This is a genomic window from Vibrio hibernica (genome assembly GCF_015223435.1).
GTDB lineage: Bacteria > Pseudomonadota > Gammaproteobacteria > Enterobacterales > Vibrionaceae > Vibrio > Vibrio hibernica.
Map to the genome: position 1 here is coordinate 23,607 of NZ_VHKO01000024.1, position 18,554 is coordinate 42,160.

Below are 18,554 nucleotides of genomic sequence, written 5' to 3' on the forward strand. Positions count from 1 at the left end.
TAATATGAGTTCAATACAAAACGCTAAACTAGATTGGAACGAATCTGGCACTCCAGTCTCCCATCAGTTTGATGATGTCTATTTTTCTAACGCTAATGGCCTTGAAGAAAGTCGCTATGTTTTCATCAAACAAAACCACCTTCCAGAACGCTGGGAGTCTTTCTCTCAGCCTCGCTTCACCATTGCAGAAACTGGATTTGGTACTGGACTTAATTTTTTAGCGGCCTGGCAACAGTTTGATGCTTTTCGCACTGAACATCCACAGGCTAGCCTTAAACAGTTACATTTTATTAGCTTTGAAAAATACCCAATCAGTATAGGCGACTTAATTAAAGCTCATGCAGCTTGGCCCGAATTAGCTCAATACGCCCAACAATTACAAGACATATATCCTATTGCCATACCTGAATGCCACCGATTAATTCTTGCTGATGGCATGATAACGCTTGATTTGTGGTTTGGGGATATCCATGACAGCCTCCCTAAAATTGCCAACAATCAAGATGGTATAATTGACGCATGGTTCCTAGATGGGTTCGCTCCAAGTAAAAATCAAGACATGTGGAACGATGACCTCTTTAATGGCATGGCATCGATGACTAAACAGCATGGAACCTGCGCGACTTTTACCGCCGCAGGTTTCGTTCGCCGAGGGTTGATTGAAGCTGGCTTTGACATGAAAAAAGTCAAAGGGTTTGGCATTAAACGTGAAATGATAGCGGGCACTCTGCGAGCCCAAGCGATAACCTCATCCCAAACTCGCTCCAATATCCCACCTTGGTTTGCTCGGCAACCCGCACTAAACATCAAACAAACTAAGACAGAAGCTGATCCCAACTTATCGGATTTAGGTAACATCGCCATTATAGGTGGCGGTATTGCCAGTGCGGCTCTCGCGCAAGCTTTACATCGACGCGGGCTCACCGTCACTTTATATTGTGAAGATGAAGAAACGGCGTTAGGGGCTTCTGGCAATAAACAAGGGGCATTATATCCTCTAATCGCAGAGCCTGAATCACCATTAAATCGATTCTTTGCTCCTGCTTTTTTATACGCTCGTCAATTCGTACAGCAAGCGGCTCAAAATATTGAGTTTGATTATGATTTTTGTGGTGTGACTCAATTAGCGTGGAATGAAAAAGCTAAAAGCAAACTAGACAAAATAATCATTAATGGGTATCCCGAATCTTTTATCCAAGCATTAGATGCAAAGAAAACCTCACAAACTATTGGTCTTAATATTGATCAGGAAAGCGTATTTTATCCACTTGGTGGCTGGTTGTGCCCTCAACAACTCACTCAAAACACTATTAAAGCATTACAAAATAGTGACCGTTTTGAGGTTCATTTTAATACACGTATTGAGACATTACATTACTGCAAAGATGAGCAAGTTTGGCAACTAAAAACATCAGGTAAAGCTTTCAAGCATAATGTCGTGGTTGTCGCGAATGGTCATCAATTTAGTCGATTTGAACAACTGAAATCCATTGCTGCAACACCAGTGAAAGGACAAGTTAGCCATATTCCTAGCACTGAAAACTTAACCAAGCTGAAAACGGTTCTTTGTTATGATGGATATATGACACCTCATAACCCTAACAATAATCATCATTGTATTGGTGCCAGTTACGATCGAAATAATATTGACCATGAATTTGATCCACAAGCTCAACAAAGTAACGGAGAGCGTTTAGTTCATTGCATCCCAAATCAAGACTGGCCAAAAGAAGTGAGCACCGAGAATAATAACTCTCGCCAAGGGATCAGAAGTGTCACCCGTGATCATCTCCCCTTTATCGGCAATGTTTGTCAGTTTGAACCCATAGCAGAAAGCTATCGCAAAATTGATCCACAAATTCTAAGGACATACCCAGAATTAATGCCAGACATACCACAGTATAAAAACTTATTTTGCATGGTAGGACTTGGTGCTAGAGGTTTATGTTCAGCGCCATTATTGGCTGAAATCCTAGCCTCGCAGATTGTTGGCGATCCAATGCCATTACCTACTGAGGTATTAGAAAAACTACACCCAGCCAGAATGTGGGTAAGAAGAATGTTAAAAGGCAGACCTATTGAAAGTTAAAATAACAAAGGTTAAAACAATAAAAGCTTAGAAAAACATAAAGGTGTTGATCTCACGATCAACACCTTTATTTATGAAGCTAACACTATTTAAAATATTAAGCGCTTAATGTTGCCGCGGCGGCTGCTAGTTGCACTTTAATTGCATCATCGGTTGGTTTACCAGACTGCATATCAAACACGTCATAAAAACTTGGAATAGACACGGATGCTTTTACATCTGCATGGAAGAAAGCAGCCGATCCAGTTGCTTGAGCTAAAACACTTTGCGCTCCACCAGGGCCAGGGCTTGCAGATAAGTAAACAACCGGCTTGTGAGCAAACATTTGTTGGTTAATACGGGAAGCCCAATCAAATAAGTTTTTATAAGCCGCCGTATAAGTACCATTATGCTCAGCAAGGGAAATCACAAAAGCATCGGCACTTTCTAACTTAGCAAAATACGCTTGGGCACCTTCAGGGCGACCTACTTCTTTTTCAGTATCTTCACTAAATAAAGGAACGTTAAAATCGTTAAGATCTAACACCTCAACATCAGCGCCATCGACAAGGCCAGCGGTATAAGCCGCCAGTGATTTATTGATTGAGTTGAAACTTGTGCTAGCACCAAATGCGATAATTTTCATTGTGACTCCATTATATTAGAAAGTAGTTTTTAACTGTGTAAGCTAAGATAGTTGAAAACAAAATCGATAACAGTCATTGAATCCTATTAAGATGTTCAAGAAATTAGAACATGATGATAGTAATATCTAAAAATAATTAAATTGAATGACTCAACTTCTGCCACATAGCCGCAACAATCACTTGATCGGCAGGCGTTAATTCATTACGAGCAGCATCTAAACTTGATTGAATTCGCTGTTTAAAAATAGCAATATCCTGGATCTCTTCTTGCTCACAATCGGCCGCTGAAAGCGAAATATGTCCGCGTAAATACCCACCAGCAAAAAGCTCATCATCCGATGCTTTTTCAACAGTCATATCAATGGTTTCTAATAATCGTTCTTCTAATTCAATAATCATCTATTACTCGTTACTTAATTATAAATAGGGGTGGGGTTAATTCTGGTGTTTGATAAAAATCACGCAATGCATCCGACAACATTTTAACTCGCTTTGGTAGGCCTTGTTGCAAAACATGCAATACTTCATTGTGTACTTTTGCCATAAAGGCTAAACGATCCGGCTCAATATCACCATGTAAATTGTCACAACTTACCGTGAACGAAAACCCAGCACTTACCGATAAAATCCACTCATAAGCCTGTGGGCGTATTTCTACCTTTTCAAAGTCAGCCTGCACTTGGGCAGTTCTGCCATCTGGCTCATACCAATAACCAAAATCTTCTAATAAGCGCCGCTTGGGCCCAGCCACACACCAATGCGAAATTTCGTGCATAGCTGATGCATAAAAACCACGCGCAAAAATAATCCTGTGATATGGCGTATTTTCATCAGCAGGTAAATAAATAGGTTCATCTCCACCAAGCTCTAGCTGAGTTTGATAGGACTCAGCAAAAGTTTGATTAAAAAGACGAATAATATCCGGATATTGATGGCGAGATTCAAGCATTAAATTTATTCTTTCCGTACAACATAGGAATGCATTGTCCTCACTTTTTAACTTCAGGTAAAGCCAATAAAAATCACCTTTTAGCTATCATATACAAAACAAAAAAATCAGATTAGTTTTTATAATCCAAAACACCTTATTTATTACGATATTTCTCATTAGTCAAACGAGATCTTTATCACTAAAATCTGCACTTCATTATTTATTTACCCTATCTTTTCGTGAGCATCGCCATGTTACTTAGCATTATTTATATTATTGGTATTACCGCAGAAGCCATGACAGGCGCATTAAGTGCAGGCCGTCGAAATATGGATTGGTTTGGCGTTATGCTTGTTGCAAGCGCAACGGCCATTGGTGGTGGTAGTGTAAGAGATATTCTATTAGGAAATTACCCATTGAGCTGGGTGCAACATCCGGAATACTTGCTGATCACATGCGTGGCCGGAGTATTAACGACATGGCTTGCCAAATGGGTAGTCAAATTCAAAGGTGTTTTTATTCGCCTTGACGCATTAGGACTGGCAGCATTTAGTATTATTGGTTGTCAAAAAGGCATTAACATGGGATTGCCACCGAGTATTTGCGTGGTAGCCGCGATTGTTACTGGCGTTTTTGGTGGGTTGCTACGTGATCTGATCTGCAGACAAACACCATTGGTTTTACATCAAGAATTGTACGCGGCGGTCGCTTTCATTGTTGCGTGCTTATATTTAACACTTCAACACTTTGCCATTGATGAAAATATTACGATTATCACCAGCTTAGTGGTCGGGTATCTTGTTCGCATGGCATCGGTGAGGTTTAAATGGCGACTGCCTATTTTTGAGTTAAAAGTTGAAGGTTCGGTGCATTAAACCTTACTTGTATATTCAAAAGACATTTTTTGATATGGAACTTAAGCTCTGATTTTAACAGCCCACAAGAGTACAGCATTCCGCTTGCCTGAATCCCCGTAAGAATTTAAAGTATAAAAAAAGACACCCTAGGACGGACGCCTTAATTGAATGTATTAGATCTACTCTAACTCATTATGTCAAAACAAGTATATTTAACTCAACATTGAGAATCTCTAACTGCTTACTTCGTTCTGCTGGATTTCCTGTCAATACAAGGCCATGATTAGACTGCTTATTATCAATCCAACCTTGTATCAGATGTAATAGCTTCTCTCCGCTAATTACCTGTGTAAATTCACCAGAATTTGAACGAAATGTATTAAACGGATGATTCCACCCTTTACATACATTGAAACTATCACAGAAATAATCATAGTTAACCGTCACGACAGAAATTAATATCTTCTAAGGTAAAGGTGTCAGAGATGGCAACCCGTGGATTTACTACAGAATTAAACTCTCGTGTTCCTGATTTGGTATAATCCGTGGTTTCAATAAGTAATGGCGAAAAGCTAATCAATTCGTTGCTAGAAAACGATCTTAATAATTCTTTTTTAGAAAAAACGATATCAAATTCATGTTCACCTGCCGTCACCGTAACACGCTGTCCACCACTGGCACCAAATTTACCTTTACTTAAAGATCCTCTTAATATCGTCAACAAATCAAATTCCCCTGCTTTATTAAATTGAATTGTTGCTTTTAATATTAAATTATCAATACACGTTCCTTGAGGAATCACTAGCTCTGTTTTATTTACATTAGCAAGTTGCTCCGTCACCACAATATTCTTACCTGCTTGAGTACGATACTCATACCCTAAATGCTGTGCAATAACGCTTGCTTCTATGATGTGCTCGCCTAATTGTTGGTATGGATAGGTCGAAGCGCTACTGTATACACCATCACCAGCGACAGCATCAAATCCTGAGCCATTATCGTATCCCATTGTAGTCACACTTGTCCCATCAGGATAAGTGATTAGAAATGATACTTCCGCATCTGGAATTGCTTTAGCATCCGCTGTCACTAATACAGAAGGTGCCATTAAATCGCCAACAACTACGAGGTGACCGAGAATAGATACTTTTGCACTAACAGTCATCTGCCTGAAAATTTGAGTAACAATCATTGAATCATAATCTGGGGCATTATAGTGAACAACAAACTGCCAAATACCGGGCTTATTTGCCACATCCACTAAAGGCAGTTCATAACTCGCTCCAGGTAAGCCTGGTCGGATATCACTACCATGAGTCACTTTAATTTTACTATTTTGGCTATCCATCACGACAGTGCCATCCGGTGCAATTAATTCAAAGCGAGCATCAATAATAGGAATGACGATAGTTGGCCAAAACGATTGACCACGATCGATTTCAAATTCAACAGTCGTTTGTGTTTCCCCTTTTTTGAAAGGTGTATCAAGATAACCTAGAGAGTCTCTTACTGAAGATAACGAAGTAAAAGCATTTACATTGGTCGCCACAATTAAAAAAACAGTACAACGGAAAATATTCTCACTATAAATTTCAATGAATTAATCAATGGGCACTTCCTGGTCGATATTAGAATGATTTCTCATTTTTTACGTTACCAGTATTGAATTTCGATAGTATTCAAACATATTAGTCGAGTTTACTTTTTGGATTAACATAACGAAAGAAATGTAACTAGTTGTATATAATCTATGTTCTGTTAAGAATATTTTGATTTATATCCTATAGGCATAAAAAATGGCTTATCTACTTTTTAATTAACGCAGATAAGCCATTCAATTATTTCTGTAATCAACACAAAGTATTAAATCTTCGGAGTCTGAGTCTCCACACCTTGATTTTGTCCACGATGACGCAATAAGTGATCCATCAGTACGATCGCTAACATGGCTTCAGCAATCGGTACCGCGCGGATGCCAACACAAGGGTCATGACGCCCCTTAGTGATTAAAGACGTCGATTCACCTTGACGCGTAATGGTTTCACCCGGGACAGTAATGCTTGAGGTAGGTTTCAGGGCGATACTTGCCACAATATCTTGACCAGAAGAAATGCCACCTAAAATACCGCCGGCATGATTCGATTTAAATCCTTGTGGCGTCATTTCATCACGATGTTGACTGCCTTTTTGGTTAGCTACTGCAAAACCATCACCAATTTCTACACCTTTAACAGCGTTAATACCCATAAGTGCATGAGCAATGTCAGCATCTAAACGGTCAAAAATAGGTTCGCCTAAACCAACGGGAACATTAGTGGCAACCACTGAAAGCTTGGCACCAATTGAATCGCCTTGCTTTTTAAGATCGCGGATCAACGTATCAAAAGCTTCCACTTTGTCAGCATCAGGGCAAAAGAATGGATTGTTTTCAATTTCATTCCAATCTACTTTATCAATAGTGACATCACCCATTTGTGATAAATAACCACGAATCTCAATGCCAAATTCTTGCTTTAAATATTTTTTAGCAATGCCACCAGCAGCAACACGCATTGCGGTTTCTCTAGCAGACGAGCGACCACCACCACGGTAATCACGCACACCATACTTCTGATGATAAGTATAATCGGCATGACCAGGGCGGAATTTATCCATGATTTCTGAGTAGTCTTTCGAGCGTTGATCGGTATTTTGAATCATAAGCCCAATGGAAGTGCCTGTGGTTTGGCCTTCAAAGACACCCGATAAAATTTCGACTTCATCAGGTTCACGACGAGCAGTAGTATAACGCGATGTACCTGGACGGCGACGGTCGAGGTCTTTTTGTAAGTCGGCTTCGGTAATTTCTAACCCCGGAGGACAGCCATCAACAATACAACCTAACGCTTTACCATGACTTTCACCAAAGGTGGTTACTCGAAAATGTTGACCAATACTATTCCCTGCCATGAATCCCTCTTTTACTTTATTCTTAATGCCGATCTTAATTTCTGTCTAGCTTGTCTATATAAACAAAGTCTCTATAGACAAGCTCACCATAAATAAAGCTCATCGACCAAATATTTATCATGACTAGATAGTGTCGCCATGACATAAACTTGTAAACCCTATTTATGAAAATAATCTGCGTTTTTTAACATAAAAATGCCAGTATCCAAACAATACTGGCATTCAAAATTCATACTGGCTGCAATTTCTTATTATTTTTTATAAATAGAGAACTCAGCAGCGTGTTCAACTAGCTGATCACGAGTCAATAAAAATACCCCATGACCACCATTTTCAAATTCAAGCCAAGTAAATGGGATTTGTGGATATTGCTCCATTACATGCACCATTGAGTTACCGACTTCACAAATTAGAATGCCTTGCTCGGTTAAGTAATCAGGCGCATCAGCAAGAATTCGGCGCATAAGCTTTAGGCCATCTCTTCCTGCCGCTAAGCCTAGCTCTGGCTCATGACGAAACTCTTGAGGCAAATTATCCATATCTTCTTGATCGACATACGGTGGATTGGTCACGATAATATCGTATTGATCTTGCGGCATATCGTTCAATAAATCCGAACGGAATGGGAAAACTTGTTGCTCTAGACCGTGATCGGTAATGTTACGTTCAGCGACATCTAAGGCATCAACCGAAATATCGACAGCATCGACCTCTGCGCCTTCAAATGCATAGGCACATGCAATCGCAATACAACCGCTACCAGTACATAAATCCATAATGCGCGTTGGTTCTTGAATTAACCAAGGTTGGAATTTATTTTCGATCAGCTCACCGATTGGTGAACGTGGCACTAGCACTCGCTCATCAACATAAAATTCAAGCCCACAGAACCAAGCTTTGTTAGTGAGATAAGCCGTTGGTGTACGTTCATTAATACGCTGAATTACACGCTCAACAATGCGCAAACGTTCACTATGAATGAGCCGAGAGCTTAATACATGCGGTGGTACATCAATCGGAAGATATAAAGTAGGTAAAATTAACTGAACCGCTTCATCCCAAGAGTTGTCTGTACCTTGACCATAAAACAGACCTGCAGCGTTAAAACGACTTACCGTCCAACGGATCATATCTTGCAAGGTATGCAGTTCCGATACCGCTTCATCAATAAAAATTTTATCCACTTAAGTCTCCGCTCTATGTGTCTATCGAATATTTATACGCACATCAGCCATTACGATGCTCGCAACTTAGCCATGCTTGAGGTTACAATACCGCCCCTTATCAGTAAGGATTTTCCATGAGCGAAAAAGACACCAACATAGATGACGAATTTGCGCTGTTCCAACTCGAAATAAAGGGCGTAAAAAAGTTGCCACAGGATACCATAATCCATGAGCCTAAAAAGGCTTTACAGCAAAAAGAAATTCGCCGTACTTTTCGTGAAGCCAAGGATAACGAATTCTATTTTTCAGATGAATTTGTACCGATGCTCAGTACCGATGGGCCAACACGTTACGCGCGAGATGATGTTTCTAAGTATGAAGTGAAACGCTTACGCCGCGGCGTTTATGTACCGGATGTTTTTCTTGATTTGCATGGTATGACACAAAATGAAGCCAAACGAGAGTTAGGGTCAATGCTGGCTTATTGTGTCAAAGAAGGTATTTCTTGTGCCAGTGTTATGCACGGTATTGGTAAACATATTTTAAAACAAAAAGTACCACTTTGGCTCGCACAGCATCCGGATGTAATGGCCTATCATCAAGCGCCACTTGAATTTGGTGGCAATGGCGCTTTGCTTGTCCTTATTTCGATTCCAGAGAGATGAACAAGCCCAACACACTCATCATCAAGCTATATATAATCAAGCTATGCATAACCCAACTATTCATCCAAAGATTATAATTGCCAAAGAACCTCACCATTACGAGCCTCTAGATCATAGTCAATGCATACCATGGCAGATGTTGGGAACATAGGTGGATGAATACCTGTCACAAAATCTGCAGTTAAATACCCAACTAATGGCAAATGAGACACTAAAATAACGCTTTCTAATGTTTGAGCTTCAGCAAGTGCGCAAACATAATCAACGACAGACTCAGAATCTCCATACGGTGTAATATCATCACACTCTTCAATTTTATCCGCGGTTAAAATCTGTGAAAGTATCTGCCATGTTTGTTGCGCTCGTAAATAAGGGCTCACCAATGCCAAGTCAAATTGGACCACTTCTTTTTGTTTGCAGTTTTTTGCCGCTTGCAGTGATTGTTTCTGACCAAGTTCACTTAATGGCCTTTCCGCATCTGTCGCCGCAAATGCCTCAGCATCACCATGGCGCATAATAAAAATCCGCATACATCACCTTACTAACCAGTATTACGTCTAAATTGATAATAGCAGTATACCAAGATATTACGTGCGTTTGTCGATGCAAATAACACTCTGAGGAAATACCCTCCTCCACTAGGCATGATGCTCACATTGACTACTTTATTCTATTTTCGATATCGCGATAACATTGGAAATAAAAGCCTGCTCTGTCATTTTGGTATTAATGAAGTACTTATAAATCTCATTCACTAAAAGACGCTGCTTTCTTGGATCAATGGCCATTGAATCCGTCATACTCGGCAGTAGCGTATTACTGGCTTCTGAGAGGCTATAATCTTGATTCGACTTTTGGGAACAAGCATTATAATCACTTACGTCGATATCATTTCTGGGTGGAATTGAACCTTTCAATCTATTGAAATCATGTAGGAATGTCTTTTGTGACAATTTTTCAAAGAGTTGTTCGATTTGATCAAAATGTTGGCTGCCATTTAAGCTAATTAAGCTATCCATATTGAATACAAAATTACCTTGCGTCTGTGGCGCAACAAAACAGGTAATATTATTTCGCGTTTCTTCACTGGCCACATTTAACTCACCAATAACCCAGTCACCGGTGATTTGCATCGCAGCTTGACCTTGAAATAATTTCTCCGTTTCTTGTTGCCATGTAGATTGCGTTAAATCTTTATTGATCGCCAAAGAAATAGCCCGGAAAACAGAAAGGATCTCGTGAGTTTTAGCACTATTAATGGTTGCTGCATTAATATCCACCAGCGCATTGTGATAATACTCGCTCCCACCTAACCCCAGTGCAATATTTTCAAATAAAATCGAAATTTGCCATGAGTCCTTTCCTAGCGCTATCGGTTGAACCCCCATCGATTTAAGCTGATGGATAACAACCAATAAATCACTCCATGTATTGGGCGGAGTAAGGTGGGCTTGTTTAAAAACAGCCTGATTAAGCCACAGCCAATTCGTTCGATGAATGGTTAATGGGAGTGATACATAACGCCCTTCAAAGCTGTTAACCTGAGTGACTAGTGGCCGCAATGTATGTTGCCAGTCTTGAGTTTTTGCCAGTTTATCTAAATGATTAACAAAACCTAACTGTGCCCAAGACAGAATATCAGTACCTTCAATCTGAGCCACTTCGGGTGGTGTACCCGCTATCGCTCTGGCTTGTAAAACATACATAGCATTTTTACCACCCGCTCCAGCAATCGATTTAGTCTCCCAACCCGAGTGCTGTCTATCCATAACATTCTCAAGATAAGACAATGCATTGAGCTCACCTTTCGAAGACCACCAATGCAATAACTCCAATGGTTTAGCTTGTGAGGCAAAACTCAGACTGATTAACAGTAATAAAGCGATAATTTTTTTCATACGTTATTAATAAATTTAAGTTGAACGGTAATGCCATCACCTGAATTATTTTGAACCTTTATATCGCCACCATGAGATTTCATAATGTTATAAGCGATACTCAGCCCAAGCCCTGTTCCTGAAAGATTAAGCGTATTATCCCCTCTAAAATAAGGCTCAAAAACTTTCTCGATATCCTTTGAATCGATTCCAATACCGTCATCAATAAAATTAATCGTGGTGAACATATCATCTTGGTCAACAGTAATCGAAACATGCTCTCCATACTTAATGCCATTATCGATTATATTTTGCATACAGCGTTGAACGGCAAGTGGCTTACCTAAGATATAACATTCTAGATTACTGGGTAATTGAACTTGAGAGGCGCTATAAGGCGAAGCGCAATGCTTTAAAACCTGTTCAATATTGATCACGTCAAGCTCTTCATGGATATCCGTATCCGACATGCACTGCAATACATCTTTTGCCATTTTATCTATATCATTCAACGATTTTTCAAACTTCTCTCGAGTAATAGGATCATCAAGCATTTCTGTTCTTAATTTTAAACACGCCAATGGTGTACGTAGATCGTGAGAAATGGTTCGAAACAACATTTCTCGGTCAATAATAAAAGACTTTATCCGGCGATCCATTTTATTGAACGCATAAATTGCCGCTTGTATTTCAACGCTGCCCTCTTGCTTTAATGTGATACTTTTCGATTTTAAATCCATTTGAGTCGCCGCTTTTGCCAAGTTACGAATGGGTTTAATTTCTTTACGCAATGACAACCAACTGATCACAAAAATCAATACGGCGGAACACACAATTAAAAAAATCAGGCTGGAATTAATAGGAAAACTATTCTCAGATAAATAGCTCATTGGCAGCATCGCCGCTAAATAAAACCAATCACCTTGCTTAATTTTTACCTGAATAACCAAAACGGGTGGATTATCGTCTTCATTAGAAAGACCAAAAGCCGACCACTGATTAGGTAATTCATTGATGAATACTTCACTATTCAACACTTTCAAATCATCTTTTAAAGTGAAATCGACATTCACCATATCCAAACTCAATTGTTTAGATAACTCCGTTTCTACTTTTTGTTTTATGCTTTTCATTTTATCGGAAGCAGGCAAGGTATTGGAGTCTATTTTGTGATTGTTTAATGACACAAAAAAACGATTACCCCCAATATCTCGTAACTGATTAATCACTAAATAACGATAATCACGAGGAATATTAACCAAAAAAGAGACGGTAGAAGATGAGCTCAACGCTAAATTGTTCGCTTCATTTTGCAGACTTTTCAGTTCCATATTTTGGTTTTGTTTATACCAAAGAAACCCTGTAAAAAGCTCCACAGAAATAATCACAACCATGAGGATAATACTGGTGCGGTTAACCAAAGACTTTGGCTTACATTTATGCAGATTCATGATAATAATCCACCGCGAGTAAATAACCTTTATTACGCATGGTTAAGATGATATTTCTATCATGATCATTAAGCTGAGTTCTTAGCCGAGCAATTTGGACATCAATCGTTCGGCTACTTGGATCGGTCTCTCTTCCCCAAATTTCTTGAGAAATAACATCGCGAGAAAGCACCGAGTTTCTATTCATAAGAAATAAGTTGAGCAGCGTAAAATCGGCACCTGAAAGCTGTTTTACTTCTCCATTCTTACCTGTGATTTTTCGAGTAATACTGTCTAAACACCATTGATCAAAGAAAAAATAACGAGAAGTAAACGAAGACTCAGCGTAACTAGAACGACGTAAATTAGCCTTAATTCGAGCCAATAACTCTCTAGGGCTAAATGACTTCGTTACATAATCATCTGCGCCCATTTCTAATGCCGCCACCCTATCTGCCTCATCGGTTATCGCCGTAAGCATGATAATTGGCACGTGAGAAACTTTACGAATGTGGGCACATAGACTAAAACCATCTTCACCAGGAAGCATAATATCCAACACAATAAGGTCGGGTTTTTGCACAGCAAATTGCTGCTTCATTTCATTACCATTGTGCGCCACATCCACAATAAACCCAGCCTTCGTTAAATACTCACTCAAGGCATCAGTCAGCTCATGGTTATCATCGACAACGAGAATATGTTTATAGTCCATAGCACCCTTTCCGTTAGTCATATATCCGAAAGTTTAAATGACAAAAAACCGCTACCATCTCAATAGTAGCGGTTAAATTTAGCACGCTAACAGTATCAAGACTCGTTAATAATATCCGAGACAAACTGAGCTTTCGCACCCAATATTACTTGAACGCCAGAACTACCAATCATAATGACCCCCATTGCACCCAAATCTTCTAGTGCGGCAGAATCGACTTGAGATTGATCTTTCACTTCCAAACGTAATCGTGTGATGCAAGCGGCAGAGGATAAAATATTTTGTTTGCCACCAACATGGTTAACAATTAATGCCGTAAGATCTTTATCATCTAATGTAATTTCTTTACGGATTTTATCTTCGCGGCCAACCGTTTTAACATCAAATTTACGAATAACAAATCTAAAGACCACGTAATACAGGATCCCCATTGGCACACCAAATAAAATCACATTCAAATAGTGAGTCTGATAACCATTAAGTGATGGCAAAATACCAAATGAAATATAATCAATAAGACCAGCAGAGAACGACTTAGCAATATGTACGTCCAGCAAATACATGCTCATATACGATATACCAGCCATAACGGCATTAAAGACATACAAAACTGGAGAAACAAAAATAAAGGCAAACTCAACCGGTTCAGTAATCCCGGTCAGAAAACACGTCAACGCTGCTGAAAATAAAATACCCGCTGCAATTTTCTTTTGATTACTTTTTGCTTCGTGATACATCGCTAAACACGCGGCTGGTAATGCAAAAAGCATCAACGGGAATTCACCCTGCATAAACTTACCCGCACCGTGATAGGTTGAACTATCAAAAAATTTAACACCATCTTCGAACATTTTAAACCAAATCGTTTGGTCACCATGAATAATCTGGCCCGCCTCTGTCGTATAGTTACCAAAGGTGAACCAAAATGATGGGTACCATATATGATGCAAACCCAGTGGAATTAACGCACGCTCAGTCATACCAAAAATGAATGTTGAAATAGCTTGGTTCTCACCATTAACCACAACCGATAAAGAGTCGATACCCGATTGGATATACACCCAAACTGACGGTAAAAGTAGCCCGAGAATGAAAGCAAAAAAAGCGGTGGCAATTGGGACAAAACGTTTACCAGAAAAGAACCCTAGAAATTCAGGTAATTTAATTTTATGAAACTTATTGAACGTAACCGCGGCAAGCACACCGGCAATCAAACCGCCGAAAACCCCTGTCTGTAGGGTTGGGATCCCCATCACCATGGCATATCGACCACCTTGCGCTGCCATTTCAGGTGTAATACCTAATGATGTACCCATTGTTCCATTCAGTACAAGCATCGCAACAACCGCTGCTAATGCCGCAATTCCTGACTCTTTTGCAAGACCAACCGCAGAACCAACTGCAAACAATAAAGCCAAATTATCAAATAAAACCCCACCCGCATTCGTCATCAGGGGCAAGTTGAATTTATCACCAAACGCAAGTAACAAGCCGGCGGCAGGTAAAATTGAAATCGGTAACATTAACGAACGACCAATAAGCGATAGCTTAGAAATCGGTTTGGATAAGAGAGCAAGCAATGACATAGCAAATTCCTTTTATATTATAAACTCCGGAACATTGTACAAAGTCAGCCGCCATCTAAGGTTACATATTGAACTCTCTTTGTAAGCGAACTGTTACATAGCTAATATCCGAACCCCCATCGAGATAACAATTTATACCGAAATAAATACAAATCATTTGCAGCTGCTCATTAGAAGGTCATAATTGGAAAGCCGCTGAGTTTTTTGTTTTAAACTAAATAAGTAAGACGAAAGCGAGTTCAACCTAAAATTGAATCAAATTAATCAGCATTAAAAGTCCGTCTTCCACGATTAATTTATCAATATCAGCCAATCGTCTTCATTCAGAGGGAGTACAAAGTGCATATAAGTCCAAACGACACCAAACAATATCGTTATCTCACGCTTGAAAATGGGTTACGCGTGTTACTCATCCATGATGAAGATGCTCAAAAATCAGCCGCCGCCTTAGCCGTTAATGTCGGACACTTTGATGATCCTATTCACCGCGAAGGACTTGCCCATTATCTTGAACATATGCTGTTTTTAGGGACCGAAAAATTCCCTCATGTTGGCGAGTTTCAATCCTTTATTAGTCAGCATGGTGGAAAAAACAACGCATGGACAGGTACCGAACATACCTGCTTCTTCTTTGACATTGCCTCAAATGAGTATCCCGAAGCGCTTGATCGGTTCAGTCAGTTTTTCGTCGCGCCATTATTTAACTCCGAGGCACTGGATAAAGAACGCCAAGCAGTGGAATCTGAATTTCGCCTAAAGTTAAAAGACGATATGCGCCGTATATATCAGGTGCATAAAGAAGTGGTTAATCCAGCGCACCCATTTTCAAAGTTCTCTGTCGGTAATGTGGAGACGCTCAGTGACATAACGGACTCGGATGGAAACCAAACCCACTCTATTCGAGATGAAATTATTAATTTTTATCAACAAAATTATTCAGCAGATTTGATGACGGCCACCTTAATCGGCCCGCATAGCTTGGCTCAACTAGAGCAAGCCGCGACGACGTATTTCGCCGCAATACCGAATCAACACCTCGCCGGAAAATCAGTGACTCAAGCATTATTAAGACCTGAAGATAATGCTAAATTTATCACCATTGAGCCAGAAAAAGACTCTCGCAAACTCATGATAAATTTCAACTTCCCAAGTATGAATCAATTTTATCAAACCAAGCCTTTATCTTACATTGCACATCTACTCGGTTATGAAGGTGAAGGCAGTTTATTGCAGTATTTAAAAAATGAGCAACTCATCACGGCGCTCACTGCGGGTGGCGGCATTAGCGGTAGCAATTTTCGTGAATTTTCGATCAGCTGTTCATTAACAAAACTCGGGCTAACGAAAGTTGATAAAATTATTACCACCATTTTTCAATATATTGAGCTGATCAAGCAATCGGGGATCGAAGAGTGGCGTTATAAAGAAAAACAAGCCGTGCTTGAGTCTGCATTTCGTTTTCAAGAACCTTCACGCTCAATCGACACCGCCAGTCATTTAGTCATGAACATGCAAAACTACCAACCTGATGATGTTATCTATGGTGATTATCAAATGGCGAAGTTTGATGATGCACATCTCCAACAATTAATAGCTCAATTTACGCCTGAAAATATGCGAGTTATGGTGGTTGCCAAAGGTTTAAACTACAACCGACAAGCCAAATGGTACAACACACCTTATGCAGTGAGAAATCTCACCCAAAAAGAAATAACGCAATGGAGTACCCCACATCTGCAACCTGACATCGCGCTATCTGAGCTGCATTTGCCGGAAGAAAATCCTTATATTTGCTATAACCTAGATCCAGAACCACTTGAAAGCACGAGTGAAATACCAGAGTTGATTGAAGATAAACAAGGCTTTCGCTTATGGCACTTACAAGAAACAGAATTTAGAGTACCGAAAGGATTAGCCTTTATTGCAATTGACAGCCCGCATGCCGTTTCGACGCCACAAACGATTGTCAAAACTCGGCTATGTGTAGAAATGTTTTTAGACTCACTAATCCAAGAAACCTATCAAGCTGAAATCGCTGGCATGGGTTACAACTTATACGCACATCAAGGCGGTGTAACGCTGATGCTGACAGGCTTTAGTGAAAAACAAGCTCAATTATTGGATGTGATTATTCATCGTTTTGCTTCTCGTGAATTTAGCCGATCACGCTTTGATTCAATTAAACGCCAAATGCTTATCAATTGGCGTAACGCAGAAAAAGACCGCCCTGTATCGCAATTATTTAATGCCATGACCGGAATATTGCAACCTAACAATCCTCCTTATCCTGTATTGATTGAAGCATTAGAGTCGATTGAAGTTGATGAGCTGCCCGTTTTTGTGGATAAGATGCTTTCAACATTGCATATTGAAATGTTTGTTTATGGTGACTGGACCCGAGGTTCTGCCGTTGATCTTGCCACCAGTTTAAAGAAGGCCTTACGAGTTCAAGGACAAACCTATAAAGAGTCATTACGCCCATTAGTAATGCTGGGTAACAGTGGAACTTTTCAACGCGAGTTGCACTGCGAACAAGCCGACTCTGCATTGGTTTTATATTATCAATCACCAGATGTTAATCCTAAACATGTTGCTTTATACACCTTGGCTAATCACTTAATGTCAGCTGCTTTTTTCCATGAAATTCGCACCAAGCAACAACTCGGTTATATGGTTGGCACCGGAAACATGCCGTTAAATCGGCATCCAGGCTTAGCCCTTTATGTTCAATCACCGAATGCGGCCCCAAGCGACTTGCTTTCGTCCGTCGATGAATTTTTAAATGCCTTTTACATGGTGTTGTTAGAGTTGAATGAAGAACAATGGCAAAGCAGTAAACAAGGCTTGCTGAATCAAATCCTAGCCCCCGATAGTAATTTACGTTCTCGTGGACAACGTTTGTGGGTGGCGATAGGCAATAAAGATCTCACCTTTAATAATCGTGAGATTGTTTCAGAGGCTATCGTTAATTTAGACCGCAGTGAAATGATCCGTTTTGTGGTTAATACGCTAAAACCAAGAACCGCGAACCGCCTAGTGATGCACTCAAAAGGATTAGAGCATCAAAACGCTGAAGACTTAGACATCGGACTCGAAATTGGATCGATTGAAGAATTCCAACTCAGGCCTAAAAATGTTGATTTAGGTTAGTCTCTTTTTTGCCCTCCTATGACTTATCTTCTAGGAGGGCTTTTTGTAAGTTTATTTTTTGACATAAAGGAAGTGACATGGAACAAATAGGCCAATATTTATTTCCACGCCCACAGCAGATAACATTGCATCAGCCCAAACAACCGAGCCAAGTATCACTCTCTATTGTGGATATTCCGACCACGATTGATGCCAAGATCAGCCACTGCTCACAAGTTAAATATCAACAAGATACTACGTTGGCAAAGCAGTCATACCAGTTAACCATATCGTTAAATCAAATTCATATTGCCTATTGCGACTCCCAAGCTTTGCTTTATGCACATTACGTACTGCGCCAACTACTACACAACGGCCAAGTACTTCACTGCTTAAAAATCAAAGATCAGCCTGATTTTTTAAAGCGCGGGATATTATTGGATATTAGTCGCGACAAAATACCGACTATGATGCGTTTATTTGAACTGATCGATTTGTGGTCTGAACTGCGCATCAATCAATTACAACTCTATA

The 18,554-nt window shown here is 39.9% G+C and carries 16 protein-coding genes; 5 read left to right on the forward strand and 11 right to left on the reverse strand.

The genetic code is table 11. The features are described from left to right. The first annotated feature begins 4 nt into the window (after window positions 1-4). Window positions 5-2,089: a bifunctional tRNA (5-methylaminomethyl-2-thiouridine)(34)-methyltransferase MnmD/FAD-dependent 5-carboxymethylaminomethyl-2-thiouridine(34) oxidoreductase MnmC gene (gene mnmC, locus FH976_RS10025; protein ID WP_194090718.1), complete on the forward strand. Its 2,085-nt coding sequence runs from the start codon at window positions 5-7 to the stop codon at window positions 2,087-2,089. 97 nt (window positions 2,090-2,186) lie between these two features. Here mnmC and FH976_RS10030 read toward each other — a convergent pair whose 3' ends face one another. From FH976_RS10030 to FH976_RS10040, 3 genes are all read right to left on the reverse strand, one after another. Beyond that, window positions 2,187-2,714, reverse strand: a complete 528-nt coding sequence (locus tag FH976_RS10030) for an NADPH-dependent FMN reductase (RefSeq protein WP_194090719.1) — start codon at window positions 2,712-2,714, stop codon at window positions 2,187-2,189. Between the two features lie 136 nt (window positions 2,715-2,850). Then, window positions 2,851-3,114 (reverse strand): YfcL family protein, encoded by a 264-nt coding sequence (locus FH976_RS10035; protein ID WP_194090720.1) that lies wholly within the window; start codon window positions 3,112-3,114, stop codon window positions 2,851-2,853. 10 nt (window positions 3,115-3,124) lie between these two features. Further along, window positions 3,125-3,664 (reverse strand): elongation factor P hydroxylase, encoded by a 540-nt coding sequence (locus FH976_RS10040; RefSeq protein ID WP_194090721.1) that lies wholly within the window; start codon window positions 3,662-3,664, stop codon window positions 3,125-3,127. A gap of 233 nt (window positions 3,665-3,897) precedes the next feature. Here FH976_RS10040 and FH976_RS10045 point away from each other — a divergent pair, with 233 nt between their 5' ends. Beyond that, complete coding sequence (locus tag FH976_RS10045) at window positions 3,898-4,521, forward strand: trimeric intracellular cation channel family protein (protein ID WP_190332825.1); 624 nt, start codon at window positions 3,898-3,900, stop codon at window positions 4,519-4,521. 418 nt (window positions 4,522-4,939) lie between these two features. On the opposite strand, the gene FH976_RS10050 is transcribed toward FH976_RS10045, so the two are convergent. The 3 genes from FH976_RS10050 to prmB all read right to left on the reverse strand — a co-directional run bounded on the left by FH976_RS10050 (window position 4,940) and on the right by prmB (window position 8,636). After that, window positions 4,940-6,052, reverse strand: coding sequence for a choice-of-anchor X domain-containing protein (locus FH976_RS10050; RefSeq protein WP_194090722.1), 1,113 nt, complete (start codon window positions 6,050-6,052; stop codon window positions 4,940-4,942). Window positions 6,053-6,366: 314 nt separating this feature from the next. Next, window positions 6,367-7,452, reverse strand: coding sequence for a chorismate synthase (gene aroC, locus FH976_RS10055; protein ID WP_194090723.1), 1,086 nt, complete (start codon window positions 7,450-7,452; stop codon window positions 6,367-6,369). 251 nt (window positions 7,453-7,703) lie between these two features. After that, window positions 7,704-8,636 (reverse strand): 50S ribosomal protein L3 N(5)-glutamine methyltransferase, encoded by a 933-nt coding sequence (gene prmB / locus FH976_RS10060; RefSeq protein WP_194090724.1) that lies wholly within the window; start codon window positions 8,634-8,636, stop codon window positions 7,704-7,706. A 116-nt stretch (window positions 8,637-8,752) separates the two neighbouring features. Between prmB and smrB the strand changes: the two genes are divergently transcribed. Further along, complete coding sequence (gene smrB / locus FH976_RS10065) at window positions 8,753-9,283, forward strand: endonuclease SmrB (protein WP_190332320.1); 531 nt, start codon at window positions 8,753-8,755, stop codon at window positions 9,281-9,283. Between the two features lie 71 nt (window positions 9,284-9,354). Here smrB and sixA read toward each other — a convergent pair whose 3' ends face one another. The 5 genes from sixA to FH976_RS10090 all read right to left on the reverse strand — a co-directional run bounded on the left by sixA (window position 9,355) and on the right by FH976_RS10090 (window position 14,891). Next, window positions 9,355-9,813 (reverse strand): phosphohistidine phosphatase SixA, encoded by a 459-nt coding sequence (gene sixA, locus FH976_RS10070; protein ID WP_194090725.1) that lies wholly within the window; start codon window positions 9,811-9,813, stop codon window positions 9,355-9,357. 135 nt (window positions 9,814-9,948) lie between these two features. Then, window positions 9,949-11,181 carry an ABC transporter substrate-binding protein gene (locus FH976_RS10075; protein ID WP_194090726.1) on the reverse strand — a complete coding sequence of 411 codons (1,233 nt, stop codon included), beginning with the start codon at window positions 11,179-11,181 and terminating at the stop codon, window positions 9,949-9,951. Then, window positions 11,178-12,611: an ATP-binding protein gene (locus FH976_RS10080; RefSeq protein WP_194090727.1), complete on the reverse strand. Its 1,434-nt coding sequence runs from the start codon at window positions 12,609-12,611 to the stop codon at window positions 11,178-11,180. The genes FH976_RS10075 and FH976_RS10080 overlap by 4 nt, the downstream gene beginning before the upstream one ends. Further along, window positions 12,598-13,305, reverse strand: a complete 708-nt coding sequence (locus FH976_RS10085) for a response regulator transcription factor (protein WP_194090728.1) — start codon at window positions 13,303-13,305, stop codon at window positions 12,598-12,600. Before FH976_RS10085 ends, FH976_RS10080 begins: the two co-directional genes overlap by 14 nt. 95 nt (window positions 13,306-13,400) lie before the next feature. Continuing rightward, complete coding sequence (locus FH976_RS10090; RefSeq protein ID WP_194090729.1) at window positions 13,401-14,891, reverse strand: PTS transporter subunit EIIC; 1,491 nt, start codon at window positions 14,889-14,891, stop codon at window positions 13,401-13,403. Window positions 14,892-15,230: 339 nt separating this feature from the next. Between FH976_RS10090 and FH976_RS10095 the strand changes: the two genes are divergently transcribed. Together FH976_RS10095 and FH976_RS10100 are read left to right on the forward strand one after the other, a co-directional pair. Continuing rightward, complete coding sequence (locus tag FH976_RS10095; RefSeq protein ID WP_194090730.1) at window positions 15,231-18,041, forward strand: insulinase family protein; 2,811 nt, start codon at window positions 15,231-15,233, stop codon at window positions 18,039-18,041. 77 nt (window positions 18,042-18,118) lie between these two features. Further along, window positions 18,119-18,554 (forward strand): glycoside hydrolase family 20 zincin-like fold domain-containing protein (locus tag FH976_RS10100; protein WP_324187424.1); only part of this gene is annotated, 436 nt, incomplete at its 3' end.

Excerpts from the sequence above, each read along its gene's own strand:
- mnmC (WP_194090718.1), top strand. The coding sequence starts at position 5 with ATGAGTTCAATACAAAACGCTAAACTAGATTGGAACGAATCTGGCACT.
- FH976_RS10030 (WP_194090719.1), bottom strand. The coding sequence starts at position 2,714 with ATGAAAATTATCGCATTTGGTGCTAGCACAAGTTTCAACTCAATCAAT.
- FH976_RS10035 (WP_194090720.1), bottom strand. The coding sequence starts at position 3,114 with ATGATTATTGAATTAGAAGAACGATTATTAGAAACCATTGATATGACT.
- FH976_RS10040 (WP_194090721.1), bottom strand. The coding sequence starts at position 3,664 with ATGCTTGAATCTCGCCATCAATATCCGGATATTATTCGTCTTTTTAAT.
- FH976_RS10045 (WP_190332825.1), top strand. The coding sequence starts at position 3,898 with ATGTTACTTAGCATTATTTATATTATTGGTATTACCGCAGAAGCCATG.
- aroC (WP_194090723.1), bottom strand. The coding sequence starts at position 7,452 with ATGGCAGGGAATAGTATTGGTCAACATTTTCGAGTAACCACCTTTGGT.
- smrB (WP_190332320.1), top strand. The coding sequence starts at position 8,753 with ATGAGCGAAAAAGACACCAACATAGATGACGAATTTGCGCTGTTCCAA.
- sixA (WP_194090725.1), bottom strand. The coding sequence starts at position 9,813 with ATGCGGATTTTTATTATGCGCCATGGTGATGCTGAGGCATTTGCGGCG.
- FH976_RS10075 (WP_194090726.1), bottom strand. The coding sequence starts at position 11,181 with ATGAAAAAAATTATCGCTTTATTACTGTTAATCAGTCTGAGTTTTGCC.
- FH976_RS10080 (WP_194090727.1), bottom strand. The coding sequence starts at position 12,611 with ATGAATCTGCATAAATGTAAGCCAAAGTCTTTGGTTAACCGCACCAGT.
- FH976_RS10085 (WP_194090728.1), bottom strand. The coding sequence starts at position 13,305 with ATGGACTATAAACATATTCTCGTTGTCGATGATAACCATGAGCTGACT.
- FH976_RS10090 (WP_194090729.1), bottom strand. The coding sequence starts at position 14,891 with ATGTCATTGCTTGCTCTCTTATCCAAACCGATTTCTAAGCTATCGCTT.